Annotated in this window: 10 protein-coding genes; 9 read left to right on the forward strand and 1 reads right to left on the reverse strand. The window is 62.0% G+C overall.

Annotated features, from left to right (window positions below; genetic code table 11):
• The first annotated feature begins 93 nt into the window (after positions 1-93).
• From HCN50_RS14080 to HCN50_RS14100, 5 genes are all read left to right on the forward strand, one after another.
• Positions 94-3,246 carry an efflux RND transporter permease subunit gene (locus tag HCN50_RS14080; protein WP_171710261.1) on the forward strand — a complete coding sequence of 1,051 codons (3,153 nt, stop codon included), beginning with the start codon at positions 94-96 and terminating at the stop codon, positions 3,244-3,246.
• A gap of 19 nt (positions 3,247-3,265) precedes the next feature.
• The gene (locus HCN50_RS14085) at positions 3,266-3,874 is read left to right on the forward strand and encodes a TetR/AcrR family transcriptional regulator (RefSeq protein WP_171710262.1); all 609 of its coding nucleotides are present in this window, start codon (positions 3,266-3,268) and stop codon (positions 3,872-3,874) included.
• Between the two features lie 118 nt (positions 3,875-3,992).
• Complete coding sequence (locus tag HCN50_RS14090) at positions 3,993-4,616, forward strand: flavin reductase family protein (RefSeq protein WP_171710263.1); 624 nt, start codon at positions 3,993-3,995, stop codon at positions 4,614-4,616.
• Between the two features lie 127 nt (positions 4,617-4,743).
• Positions 4,744-5,736, forward strand: a complete 993-nt coding sequence (locus tag HCN50_RS14095) for a L,D-transpeptidase family protein (RefSeq protein ID WP_171710264.1) — start codon at positions 4,744-4,746, stop codon at positions 5,734-5,736.
• 91 nt (positions 5,737-5,827) lie between these two features.
• On the forward strand, positions 5,828-6,604 hold the full coding sequence (locus HCN50_RS14100) for a potassium channel family protein (RefSeq protein WP_171710265.1): 777 nt from the start codon (positions 5,828-5,830) through the stop codon (positions 6,602-6,604).
• Between the two features lie 16 nt (positions 6,605-6,620).
• Here the strand turns inward: HCN50_RS14100 and HCN50_RS14105 are convergent, their stop codons facing one another.
• Positions 6,621-7,835: a serine hydrolase domain-containing protein gene (locus HCN50_RS14105; protein WP_171710658.1), complete on the reverse strand. Its 1,215-nt coding sequence runs from the start codon at positions 7,833-7,835 to the stop codon at positions 6,621-6,623.
• 377 nt (positions 7,836-8,212) lie between these two features.
• On the opposite strand from HCN50_RS14105, the gene HCN50_RS14110 reads away from it, so the two are divergent.
• The 4 genes from HCN50_RS14110 (at position 8,213) to HCN50_RS14125 (ending at position 13,780) form a co-directional block, all read left to right on the forward strand.
• Positions 8,213-9,454 (forward strand): SMP-30/gluconolactonase/LRE family protein, encoded by a 1,242-nt coding sequence (locus tag HCN50_RS14110; protein WP_171710266.1) that lies wholly within the window; start codon positions 8,213-8,215, stop codon positions 9,452-9,454.
• Between the two features lie 262 nt (positions 9,455-9,716).
• On the forward strand, positions 9,717-10,061 hold the full coding sequence (locus HCN50_RS14115) for a hypothetical protein (protein ID WP_210264920.1): 345 nt from the start codon (positions 9,717-9,719) through the stop codon (positions 10,059-10,061).
• 168 nt (positions 10,062-10,229) lie between these two features.
• The gene (locus HCN50_RS14120) at positions 10,230-12,497 is read left to right on the forward strand and encodes an acyl-CoA dehydrogenase (RefSeq protein ID WP_171710267.1); all 2,268 of its coding nucleotides are present in this window, start codon (positions 10,230-10,232) and stop codon (positions 12,495-12,497) included.
• Complete coding sequence (locus HCN50_RS14125; protein ID WP_171710268.1) at positions 12,497-13,780, forward strand: acetyl-CoA C-acetyltransferase; 1,284 nt, start codon at positions 12,497-12,499, stop codon at positions 13,778-13,780. The genes HCN50_RS14120 and HCN50_RS14125 overlap by 1 nt, the downstream gene beginning before the upstream one ends.

The raw sequence follows: 13,780 nt of genomic DNA on the forward strand, positions 1-13,780 counted from the left end.
GACGAAGCAATCCATAGTACCGCAAGTGGATAGGTGGATTGCTTCGCTTCGCTCGCAATGACGCTGCAAACGATTTCGATGTTGGAGAGTGACATGAAGCACTTCAATCTCTCGAGCTGGGCGGTGGGCCATCCGACCCTGATCCTGTTCCTGATGATCGTGCTCGGCGCTGCCGGTTTCTTCTCCTACGAGCGGCTGGGCCGCGCCGAGGACCCGTTCTTTACGGTGAAGGTGGTCAACGTCTCGGCGATCTGGCCCGGCGCGACCGCGCAGGAAATGCAGACCCAGGTTGCCGACCCCATCGAGAAGAAGCTGCAGGAATTGCCGTTCTTCGAGAAGGTGCAGACCTATTCCAAGCCGTCGTTCACCGCGCTCCAGGTCACGTTCAAGGATTCGACCCCGCCAAAGGACGTGCCCTACCTGTTCTATCTGCTACGCAAGAAGCTCGTTGACGTGCAGGGGCAACTGCCTGCAGGCCTGCTCGGCCCGAACGTCAACGATGAATTCTCCGACGTTGATTCCATTCTCTATATGATGACCGGCGACGGCGCTGATTACGCGCAGATGAAGAAGGCTGCCGAGGGCATGCGCCAGCGCCTGTTGAAGGTCGCCGGCGTCACCAAGGTCAATCTCTACGGCACCCAGGACGAGCGCATCTTCGTCGAATTCTCCCATGCCAAGCTGGCAACGCTCGGCATCACGCCGCAGGCCCTGTTCGATTCGCTCGCCAAGCAGAACAACGTTACGCCCGCAGGCACGGTGGAAACCTCCGCGCAGCGCGTGCCGCTGCGCGTCACCGGTGCGCTCGACGGCGCCAAGGCGGTCGCGGAAACGCCGGTCGAGAGCAACGGCCGCGTGTTCCGGCTCGGCGATATCGCCACCGTCACCCATGGCTTCGTCGATCCGCCGACCTTCGTCGCACGACAGAAAGGCAAGCCTGCCATCGGCATCGGCATCGTCACCAGCAAGGGCGCCAACATCCTCGAACTCGGCAAGGACGTCGAAAAGGCGACCGCCGACTTCATGAAGGCCGTGCCGCAGGGCATCGAGGTCGAGCAGATCGCCGACCAGCCGAAGGTGGTCGAGCGCGCGGTCGGCGAGTTCGTGCATTCCTTCATCGAGGCACTGGCGATCGTGCTGTTCGTCTCCTTCGTGGCGCTCGGCTGGCGCACCGGCATTGTCGTTGCGATGTCGGTGCCGCTGGTGCTCGCCATCGTCTTCATCGTCATGAATGCGATGTCGATCGATCTTCATCGCATCACGCTCGGCGCGCTGATCATCGCGCTCGGCCTGCTGGTCGACGACGCCATCATCGCTGTCGAAATGATGGTGGTGAAGATGGAACAGGGCTGGGACCGTGTCCGCGCGGCGTCCTTCGCCTGGGAATCAACTGCGTTTCCGATGCTCACGGGAACGCTGGTCACGGCCGCTGGCTTCCTCCCCATCGGCTTTGCCAATTCGGCGGTCGGCGAATATGCCGGCGGCATATTCTGGATCGTGGCGATCGCGCTGGTCGCGTCCTGGTTCGTGGCGGTGATCTTCACGCCCTATATCGGCGTCAAGCTGTTGCCCAACATCGCCGTCCACCATAACCACGATCCGCACGCGATCTACGAGACGCGGATGTATCGCGGCTTGCGCGCCGTGGTGCAGTGGTGTGTCGACCACCGGATCAAGGTGGTGGCGGCGACGGTTGGCGTGTTCGCGCTCTCGATCGTGGGCTTCGGCCATGTCCAGCAGCAGTTCTTCCCGCTGTCCGAGCGGCCGGAATTGTTCCTGCAACTACGCCTGCCGGAAGGCACCGCCTTCAACGTCACGGAGAAATCCGTAAAGAAGGCCGAAGCGCTGTTGAAGGACGACAAGGATATCGCGACCTATACCGCCTATGTCGGCCAAGGTTCGCCGCGCTTCTGGCTCGGCCTCAATCCGCAACTGCCGAACGAGGCGTTTGCCGAGATCGTGATCGTCTCCAAGGACGTCGAGGCCCGCGAGCGGATCAAGGCGCGGTTGGAGAAGGCGGTTGGCGAGGGCGAACTATCCGAAGCGCGCGTGCGCATCGATCGCTTCAATTTCGGTCCGCCGGTCGGTTTCCCGGTCCAGTTCCGCGTGATCGGCCCCGACGCCAATACCGTGCGCGACATCGCCTACAAGGTGCGCGACGTCATGAAGCAGAATCCCAACGTCGTAGAGCCGCAGCTCGACTGGAACGAGCAGTCGCCTTACCTGAAGCTCGTGGTCGACCAGGATCGTGCGCGAGCCCTCGGCCTCACCCCGCAGGACGTTTCGCAGGCGCTCGCCATGCTGATCTCGGGCGCGCAAGTCACGACCATCCGTGACGGCATCGAGAAGGTCGGCGTGGTCGCCCGTGCGATCCCGTCCGAGCGCCTCGACCTCGGCCGCGTCGGTGACCTCACTGTCACCTCGCGCAACGGCGTCGCCGTGCCGCTGCAGCAGATTGCCAAGATCGAATATTCCCACGAGGAGCCGATCATGTGGCGACGCAACCGCGACATGGCCATCACCGTGCGTACCGACGTCGTCGACGGCGTCCAGGCCCCGGACGTTACCAACCAGATCTGGCCGAAGCTGAAGGAAATCCGCGACCGACTCGAGCCGGCCTACCGGATCGAGCCGGGCGGCGCGTTCGAGGAATCCGCCAAGGGCAATGCCTCGATCTTCGTACTGTTTCCGGTGATGGTCATGGTGATGCTGACGCTGCTGATGATCCAGCTTCACAGCTTCTCGCGCCTGTTCCTGGTGTTCCTGACTGCCCCGCTCGGCATCGTTGGCGCCTCGCTTGGCCTCAACGTCGCCAACCAGCCGTTCGGCTTCGTGGCGCTGCTCGGTCTGATCGCGCTGGCCGGTATGATCATGCGCAATGCGGTGATCCTGGTCGATCAGATCGAGGCCGACGTTTCCCAGGGCCTGACGCGCAAAGAAGCCATCGTCGAAGCCACCGTTCGCCGTGCCCGTCCGGTGGTGCTGACCGCGCTGGCGGCGATCCTGGCCATGATCCCGCTGTCCCGCTCCGCCTTCTGGGGCCCGATGGCGATCACCATCATGGGCGGGTTGTTCGTTGCAACCTTCCTGACCTTGCTGTACCTGCCGGGCCTTTACGCCCTGTGGTTCAGGAAAAGCCTGGAAGAAAGCGGCCAGGCCGAGCAGCCCGATCTTGCGGCGCAGCATGAGGCCAAGTTGCATCCCAAGGGACCGCACGCGATTCCGCTTGCCGACGCCGCAGAATAATTGAACATTGAGAGCTGACATGACGCTGATTTCTGAACACATCGAGACCGATACCCGGGAAAAGATTCTCGTGGTGGCGGAGCGTCTGTTCAGGCAGATGGGCTACCAGAAGACGACGGTCGCCGACATCGCCAAGGAACTGCGGATGAGCCCCGCCAACGTCTATCGCTTCTTCGATTCGAAGAAGGCGATCCACGAGGGCGTGGCACGAACCTTGATGGGCGAAGTCGAGGCGGCGGCGCAGTCGATCGCCAACCGGCCGGGCCCGGCGGCGCCCCGGCTGCGCGAGCTCATGAAGACCATTCATCGTATGAACTCGGAGCGCTATGTCGGCGATTCCAAGCTGCATGAGATGGTCGAGATCGCGATGGAAGAGAGCTGGGAAGTCTGCGTCGCCCATATGCAGCTTGTCACCGAGATCATCGGCAGCGTGATCGCCCAAGGCGTGGCCACCGGCGAATTCGAGGTCTCCGATCTGCAGACGGCCGCGATGTGCGCTTGCACCGGCATGATGCGGTTTTTCCATCCGCAGATGATCGCTCAATGCGCGACCAAGCCGGGTCCGACGATCGACGAAATGATCGATTTCATCATTGCCGGCCTGTCCCCGCGCGCCAAGGCGAATTGAACCCGACCCTTGACTCCGCCGTCATTGCGAGCGAAGCGAAGCAATCCATTGGCTCCGCGCGACGTGGCATGGATTGCTTCGTCGCTTTCGCTCCCCGCAATGACGGAAGAATCACAGCGTGACCGAAAAAGACCTGCACTTCTACGAGCCGAAGAATGGCCACGGCCTCAAGCACGATCCCTTCAACGCCATCATCGCGCCGCGCCCGATCGGGTGGATTTCCTCCCGCGACCGCAATGGCAACGTCAATCTGGCGCCCTACAGCTTCTTCAACGCCTTCTGCTACGTGCCGCCGATTATCGGCTTCTCGTCGACGAACTGGAAGGACAGCGCCGGCAATATCAAGGACACCGGCGAGTTCGTCTGGAATCTCGCGACCATGGATTTGGCAAAGCAGATGAACGCGACGGCGGCGCATGTGGCCCGCGATGTCGATGAGTTCAGGCTCGCAGGCCTGACGGCTGCGGCGTGCAAGCTCGTCAACGTGCCTCGCGTCGCGGAAAGTCCGGTCGCATTCGAGTGCAAGCTGACCCAGATCATCCAACTGCAGGGCGCCAATGGCGATAAAGCCCAGGCCTGGGTCACCTTCGGCGAAGTCGTCGCCGTGCACATCGACAGGGCCTTCATCAAGGACGGGGTCTACCAGACCGGGCTGGCCCACCCGATCGTCCGCGCCGGCCGCCGCGGCGATTATTTCGAGATCAAGCCGGAAAACATGTTCGAGATGATCCGGCCGGATTGATCACCTTCCTCATCCGATGTTGCTGGGAGAGAGCGGCCCGGATTGCGTTTCGCTGCACCTCATCGCCACGGCAAGGCGGAACTCCGGCGCCCCGAAATGCTTATCGTCGGTATTTCGGAGATTGCTGATGATCCGCTTGTTTGCCGGGCTGATCGTGCTCGCCTGTCTTGTTCAGCCGTCCGTTGCGGGTCCCGATGCGGCAGCCATCAACAACGCGGAGTTCAAGGGCAAGCCGCCGGCCGACGACAAGATTGATCCTGTCGTCATCAAAGCCCAGGTTCTGCTCGACCGCGCTAATTTCTCGCCCGGCGAGATCGACGGCAAGCTCGGGGAGAACGCCCAGAAGGCCTTGCGGGCGTTCGCCGAAGCCAAAGGTCTCATCGTCAACAAGCACCCGCTGACGCCGGAGGTCTGGAGCGCTTTGATCGCGACCAGCGCGGATGCCATCGTCGTCGACTACAAGATCGCAGCGGCAGACGTGAAGGGGCCGTTCCTGAAGAAGCTGCCCGCCAGGATGGAAGACATGAAGGGGCTGAAGGCGCTCAACTACACCAGCTCGCGTGAGGCCATCGCCGAAAAATTTCACATGAGCGAGGAGCTGATCACAGCCCTCAACCCCGGCAAGAAATTCGACCAGGCCGACCAGACGATATCGGTTATCAATGTGATCGCGAAAGAGACGAAACCAATTGCAACCCGTGTCGAGGTGGACAAGAGCTCCCAGACCGTCAAGGCGTTCGCGAATTCCGACCTGATCGCCTTCTTTCCCGCAACCGTCGGAAGCGACGAAAAACCGACGCCGAGCGGCGTGCTAAAGGTGATCTCGATCGATGCCAACCCGTACTACCGCTACAACCCGGATTATCGATTCAAGGAAGTCAGATCCAGGCGTACCTTCACGATCAAGCCCGGGCCGAACAACCCCGTCGGAACGCAGTGGATCGGACTTTCCGCGGAAGGCTATGGCATTCACGGCACGGCCAATCCGTCGAAAATAAGCAAGGCGGAATCCCACGGCTGCGTGCGCCTCACCAATTGGGACGCCGACAAGCTGGCCAGGCTACTGAAGAAGGGCGTGGAGGTTGCTTTCATCGAGCGCGAGGCGGCCAACAGGAAGTGACGTCTCGGGTGGGAGGAGGGCTGGCACGCAATTTTTCCTGGTCGCCACCAACATCATTTGCAACGACGCATGTGAGCGGTGAATATGCGCCATGTCATTTGCCTCGCTCCAGAACAATGTCCGACAGCTCTACGAGGGTGCAACGCCGGAAGGCGTCCGTTTTCGCTACGCACTACTAACGTTCGATATCGTAACCGTCCTATTCATCATCGCGACGTCGTTTTTCCCCTCCAATGATATCACTGAAATACTCGATGTTCTGTTCGGCATCGTGATCCTGGCGGATTTTTCCGCGCGGCTGCTCGTCAGCCGCCATCGAATGCTGGAGTTCACTCGCTTCTCTACATGGACGGACGTCGTCGCGATCATTTCGTTCCTGGCGCCGCTGGCCGGAGAGGCCGGTGGTTTTCTGCGGATCCTGCGAACGCTGCGGCTGCTGCGCGACTATCAGATGCTGGCGCGGCTGCGCCAGGACATTTCGTTCTTCCGGCGCAACGAGGAAGTCATCTTCGCGGTGACCAATCTGGCGGTCTTCATCTTCGTGATGACTGCGATCGTCTATGAGACCCAAAAATTCCGTAACCCTCAGATATCGAACTATGCCGACGCGCTCTATTTCACCGTCACCGCGCTGACGACGACCGGCTTCGGCGACATCACCTTGCCCGGAACGACCGGCCGCTTGATCTCGGTTGTCATCATGATTTTTGGTGTAACACTGTTCTTCAATCTCGCCCGCGCGCTGCTCTCGCCCAACAAGGTGCGGTTTGCTTGTCCCACCTGCGGATTACAACGCCATGACAGCGATGCGGTTCACTGCAAGGCCTGCGGTACGGTGTTGAATATTCCCGACGAAGGTTTGACGTAGCGCGGTTGCTACCAGATCATTGGTCTGTGGCAAACGCGTCGTAAACCAGCTTCTTGAACGCGGGTGTGATGCGTCCGCGTTCGTTCTGGGTCTGCTCCAGCAGGATGTAGATCATGTCCAGCTTCGGATCGACACCGAAATAGGTGCCGCTGCCGCTGTCCCATTTGAGCTCGCCGATCGAGCCCGGCGGCGGCGGTACGGCGTTGCCCGGATCGGTGCGCACCGCAAGGCCATACCCGTAGCCGAAGCCGTCGCCGGGAAAATAGAAATAATCCCGCGCAACGCCGGAACCCGGCCCGACATGATCTGAGGTCATCGCCTTGAAGGCTGCCGGGCTAAGATAGCGTTTGCCGTCGAACTGCCCGCCATTGAGGATCATCTGGGCAAAACGGGCATAGTCGTTCAGCGTCGAGACCAGCCCGCCGCCGCCGGACTCCCATTCCGGATGAGCCCGCCGTTCAGCCTCCGCAGCCTTCAGGATGGTATCGCTGGGCAGCGGCTCCGCCATGCGTGCGCGTTCGTCGGCGCCTTCGAGCACATATTTGGTGCTGGCCATGCCGAGCGGGTCGAAGATGTGCTGCTTCTCGAACTGATAGAGCGTCTGTCCGGATACGATCTCGATGATGCGGCCGATCACGTCGGTGGAATGGCCGTATCGCCAAAGCGTGCCGGGCTGTCTTGCCAGAGGCAATCTGGCAATGCGTTCTGCAAACACCTTGTTGTCGTACTTGCCGTCGAAAAGGCCAGAATCCTTATAGGCCTTCATGATCAGCTGGCCGCCGATATAATCGTACGTGATGCCTGACGTATGACGCAACAGATCCATAATGGTCACCGGCCGATCTGCCGGGACCAGCGTTAGGACGTTCTTGCCGTCAAGAATTTCAGAGCCGACAACCACCTTCGCGTCCGCAAACGCCGGAAGAAACTTGGAGGCGGAGTCGGCGAGCGAGAGCTTGCCCGCGTCGATCAACATCATCGCCGCAACGCTGGTGATCGGCTTTGTCATCGAGTGCAGCGCAAAGATCGTATCTGATGTCATCGGCGCCTTGGTCGCGACATCCTGGACGCCGAAGCATTTCAGGTAGACCGGCTTGCCGTGTTGCTGGATCAATACGACTGCGCCGGGCAGCTTCCCCGTCGCCACCTCATTGTTGAAAAATTCGGTGATACGCTCGAGCTTGCTCGGAGAAGGAGCGCGGATGTCGACCGCCTGATTGGCGGCTGCCATGTCGGTCGAGATCGCCAGAGAGAGAGCCGCAGCGAACAGCCGGGCGGCGTACGATGCCGCGGTGCAACGCAATGACGCTTGAGTGAATGTTCTCATTGTTTAACCTTGCCCATGGACACGCGGATTGCCGGAGAACTCGGCGAACTCATGAACGAGTAGCATGCCGCCCACTCTGCCGCTACGTGGGCAATCGTCCCAACCGCCATCATGGCGGATCCTCTCGTCAGTTATGGGTTGGACGAGGTAATGCCATTTTCGACTGCAAGCTTGGGCCCGGGAGCTTGAACAGAAAGCAGCTCTCGTAACCAGGTGTGGACTTGGTTAACCTTAGGTTGCCAGGCCGGATCAACGGCCGGCGAACATATTGGGAGGAAGCGATGACACGCCAGGAGCGGCGCGATCCAGAACAGCAGCGCGATCCGGAACTCGCGATTTCACGACGAACCCTTGTCCAGGGTCTTGCGGTCGCGGCCGGCGCAACCGTCGCGGGGGTCAGCGGCGGGCTCGCCCAGACCGGTCCAGTGGCGCCGCCGTCCACAGTGACCAGTCCGCCGCGCGATTTCAGTCCGCGCGGCGCACCGACCACCTATTTCTGGGACCCCGACATCATCGCCGTCGATCCGTCCTTCAACGACCTCGCCCAACCCAACACCGCGATCAAGCGGCTTTATACCGGCCTGTTGTGGGCGGAAGGCCCGGCCTGGAGCTCGCAGGGGCGCTATCTCCTGTGGAGCGACATCCCCAACAACAGGCAGATGCGATGGTCGGAGGACGACGGTCGCGTCAGCGTCTTCCGCACGCCGTCCAATAACTCGAACGGCAACTCGTTCGACTTCCAGGGACGACAGCTCTCCTGCGAACATCTCACCCGCCGCGTGGTACGCTATGAGCATGACGGCACCGCCACTGTGCTGGCCGACTCCTACAATGGCAAGCGGCTGAACTCGCCGAACGACGTCGTCGCGCACCCGGACGGCAGCTACTGGTTCACCGATCCGCCCTATGGCGGCATGCTCTATGAGGGCGAGCCTGATGTTGCCGGTGGCCCGAGCAATTCCGCCGGCAAGCTCAATCCGCGGATCGGCCAGCCCGCCGGCTTCGTGCCGGGCAGGCGCGAATTGCCGACCAGCTGCTATCGCATCGATCCCTCCGGCCGTGTCGATCTCGTAGTGACGGAAGAGCAGGTGCCCGATCCCAACGGCCTCTGCTTCTCGCCCGACTACAAGAAGCTGTATGTCGCCTCCACCGGGAAGGGGCCGGGCGATACCGGTCCGGGCGGCAAGGGCGATATCTTTGTGTTCGACGTCGGGACCGACAACAAGCTCACCGGCCACAAGCGCTTCACCGATTGCGTGATCGATGGCGTGAAATGCGGACCGGACGGCTTGCGCTGCGACGTCAATGGTAATCTCTGGTCTTCGAGCAATGCAGGCCGTGCGGTCGGCTATAGCGGCGTGACGGTGTGGTCGCCGGAGGGCAAGCTGCTCGGCCGTATCCGTCTGCCTGAGGTGTGCGGCAACGTCGCCTTTGGAGGCCCCAAGCGTAACCGCCTGTTCATGGCCGCGAGCCAGTCGCTTTACGCCGTGTACACCGCCACGCAAGGCGCGGGGCCCGGCTGAGGCGCTGCTTCTCTCTACGTCATTCCGGGATGCGCCCGCTTGGGCGCAGACCCGGAATCCGTCAGACCGCAGCGGCTGATGTCAGAATGGATGCAGCGCTCTCGCTTAGCGAGCCGTGCAATGACGCCGAAGCGATTCATTAAAATTTGTCACAAATCGGCAACCGCCAGCCAACTGCTCCGACAAAAGCTGGGCGCGCTTAAACTCTAGTTTCATTGCGGACCGTCCAGCCTTCTTCGCAAGAAGGAAGGTTTGGATACTCATGCCCATATTCAAATATTTTACCGTCGTAGGTTCGACGCTGCTCGTATTCCTGTTTATCTCGAACGCGTACCTCACCGACGATGAGAGCAGTTTGCGGTTTGATGGATCACTCTATGACAGTGCGCTTTACGCCCCTCGCGTCGAGGAAACCCGGTCGACCGCGGAGCTTCGCTTCACCCGCGACGTGACGCCTGCGGTTCGTGTCAAGGAAGTGTTCGCGGTGTTCGTCCCCAACGAACGACGACGCCACAGGCGTGATTCGTCGGACCAGCGCGCCCGCCGGTTGGGACCGGCGGCACCGCAGGATTATCTCCTGACGTCCGCCGTCTCCAGCGCTGGATAATGCAGGGTTACTGGAACGGGTTCGGAGCTCCGCCGTTATCTCCTGGTTTATCAATTTCGCTTCATTTTCCGGCGCGAACTGCCCCGAATTCCGCGCTTTTCAGCTACAATGAACCCGCGTTTGGCACAGGTGAGGCGTGACGCCGCGCCCGATCATGAGGAGGTCGCCATGAGCTTCCGCCGCGATTTCATCAGCAAGCCGCTCTTCGCTTTTGCGCGCGGCGCAATGCCTGCGATGTCCGATACCGAGCGCGAGGCGCTGGAGGCGGGCGACGTCTGGTGGGATGCCGACCTCTTCACCGGCAATCCGGACTGGTCGAAATTGCTGGCGACGGCGCCGGCAGCACTGACCGACGAGGAAAAAGCGTTCCTGAACGGTCCTGTCGATGAGCTTTGCGCCATGCTCGACGAATGGAAGATCAATTGGGAATGGCGCGATCTGCCGCCGGAGGCATGGGCTTTCATCAAGCAACACAAGTTCTTCGGCATGATCATCCCGAAGGAGTTTGGCGGGCTTGGTTTCTCGCCTTATGCGCATTCGGAAGTGGTGCGCAAGCTTTCCTCGCGCTCGCTGACCGCTGCCGTCACCGTGATGGTGCCGAACTCGCTGGGACCCGGCGAACTCCTGATGCGTTTCGGCACCAAGGAGCAGCAGCGACAATGGCTGCCGCGCCTTGCCGATGGCCGCGATATTCCCTGCTTCGGCCTGACCAGTCCGGAAGCGGGCTCGGATGCCGCCTCGATGGTCGACACCGGCATCATCTGCAGGGGCAATTTCGAGGGCCGCGACGTGATCGGCCTGCGGCTGAACTGGCACAAGCGCTACATCACGCTCGGTCCGGTCGCGACGCTGCTCGGTCTCGCCTTCAAGGCTTATGATCCCGATCATCTCGTCGGCGAGCAGGAAGAGCTCGGCATCACCGTTGCCCTGATCCCGACCCATCTGCCCGGCGTCGAGATCGGACGCAGGCATCTGCCCGCGATGCAGGTGTTCCAGAACGGCCCGAACTGGGGCCGCGACGTCTTCATCCCGATGGATTACATCATCGGCGGACAGGAGCGGCTGGGCGAGGGCTGGAAGATGCTGATGACGGCGCTTGCCGCCGGCCGCGGCATCTCGCTGCCGTCATTGTCGGCCGCCGGCGCGGCCTATGCGGCGCGCACCACTGGCGCCTATGCCCGCATCCGCGAGCAGTTCGGCATTTCCATCGGCAAGTTCGAGGGCATCGAGGAGCCGCTCGCCCGTATCGCCGGCACCGCCTACCTGCTCGATGCCGCACGGCGGCTGACGTGCGCCGCGCTCAATCAGGGGCACCATCCGGCCGTCATTTCCGGCATCATGAAGCTGCACGCCACCGAGCGGATGCGGACCGTGATCGACGACGCCATGGACATCCATGGCGGCAAGGCCGTGATCGACGGTCCCCAGAATTACATGGGCAGCCTCTATCGCGCGGTGCCGGTCGGCATCACCGTCGAGGGTGCGAACATCCTCACGCGAAATCTCATTGTGTTCGGCCAAGGCGCGATCCGCGCGCATCCATTCCTGCTCGATGAAATGAATGCGCTGGGTGAAGCCGACCGCGCTAAAGGGCTGGACGCGTTCGATAAGGCGTTCTGGGCGCATGTTGGTCACAGCTTCAAGACCATGTTCCGCGCCTGGGGCAGAAGCTGGACCGGTGGACTGTTTGCGCCCGCGCCCGATGCGGGCGAGGCGACGCGGTTCTACCGCCAGCTCTCGCGCTACGCTTCGGCGTTTGCGCTCTGCGCCGACATGGCGCTGCTGACACTCGGCGGCGCGCTCAAGCGCAAGGAGATGCTCTCGGCCCGGTTCGGCGACATTCTGTCGGAGCTCTACCTGTTGTCGGCCGCACTGAAGCGCTGGCAGGACGAGGGGCGGCAGCGCGAAGACTTCGCCGCGCTTGAATGGTGCATGGCAAGTGGTTTCCGCACCATCGAAAATCGTTTTGCCGAAATCCTCGCCAATCTGCCGAACCGGTTCGTGGCGGTGATCCTGAAATTCCTGATCCAGCCGTTTGGCGCCAAGGTGACCGGCCCGTCCGACCGCATCGTGCATCAATGCGCGCAGCTCGTTCTGGAGCCATCGGCGGCGCGTGACCGGTTGACCGCGGATCTATCCGCGGTCGACGATGATGGCGGCATTGCCCGCCTGGAGAAGGCGTTCCTTCTGGTCACGGCAGCGGAGGACGTCGCAAAACAGATGCGCGCCGCGCGCCTGCATGACTGGAAGGAAGCGGTGAAAAAGGGTGTCATCACCCGAGCCGATGGCGAGAAGCTTCAGGCCGCGCATGAGGCCGTTGCCAAAGTGATCGAGGTCGACGATTTCGCAGCCGAAGCATTGTCGCCGATTTACAGGAGGGGCGCCGACGTGCATCAGTTCTTCCAGGAACTGGGTGAGCAGAGGGCGGCAAGCTGATGGCGCGACCGGTCTTTATTGTCGACGGCAGCCGGACACCGTTCCTGAAGGCGCGCTCCGGGCCAGGCCCGTTCACCCCGGTCGATCTCGCGGTGCAATGCGGCCGGCCGCTGCTGGCACGGCAGCCTTTTGCGCCAACAGCCTTCGATCAGGTCATCCTCGGCTGCGTCAACGTCATTGCCGACGAGATGAATCCGGCCCGCGTCGCGGCGCTGCGGCTCGGCATGGGCGAGAAGATGGTCGCCTTCACGATGCAGATAAACTGCGGCTCCGGCATGCAGTCGATCGATACGGCTTACCGCTATATCCGCGAGGGCGTCTCCGATCTGATCCTGGCCGGCGGCGCCGAAGCGCTGAGCCATGCGCCGCTGGTCTGGCCGCAACAGGGTGTCCGCTGGTTTGCCGGCCTCGCCGGCGCCAAAGGCATCGGCGCCAAGATCATGGCGGCGCTGAAGGTAAAGCCCGGCTATTTCAAACCGATCATCGGGCTGGAGCGCGGGCTGACCGATCCCATCACTGAACTCAATATGGGCCAGACCGCCGAGGTGGTCGGCCATCTCTTCGGCGTCACGCGCGCGCAGTCGGACGCCTATGCCGCCGAAAGCCACAAGCGGCTGGCGAAAGCGCAGTCCGAAGGCTGGCTCAAGGGCGAGGTCGAGACCGCGTTCGCGCGCGACGGCAAATTCTACGATCACGACGACGGCGTGCGGCCGGATTCGACGCCGGAGTCGCTGGCAAAACTGAAGCCGGTGTTCGAACGCCCCTGGGGCAAGGTCACCGCGGGGAATTCCTCGCAGATCACCGACGGCGCGTCCTGGGTGATCCTCGCCTCCGAAGAAGCCGTTGCCAAACACGGTCTGGCGCCGAAGGCGGTCATTCTCGACAGCCAGTGGTCGGCGCTCGATCCCGGCATCATGGGGCTGGGACCGGTGCTGTCGGCAACGGAGTTGCTCAAGCGAAACGAGCTGACGCTTTCCGATGTCGAGACCTGGGAATTGAACGAGGCTTTTGCGACACAGGTGCTCGGCTGCCTTGCCGCCTGGAACGACGAAAAATTCTGCAAGGAGATTCTCGGCCTCGACGGCGCGGCCGGCGAACTTGACCAGAGCAAATTGAATGTCGACGGCGGTGCGATCAGCCTTGGCCATCCCGTCGGCTGCAGCGGCAACCGCATCGTGCTGCACCTCGTCAACGCCATGAAACGGTTGGGCACCAGGCGCGGCATCGCCACCGAATGTATCGGCGGCGGGCAGGGCGGCGCGATGCTGATAGAGACGGTGTGA

The organism is Bradyrhizobium archetypum, from assembly GCF_013114835.1.
Lineage (GTDB): Bacteria > Pseudomonadota > Alphaproteobacteria > Rhizobiales > Xanthobacteraceae > Bradyrhizobium > Bradyrhizobium archetypum.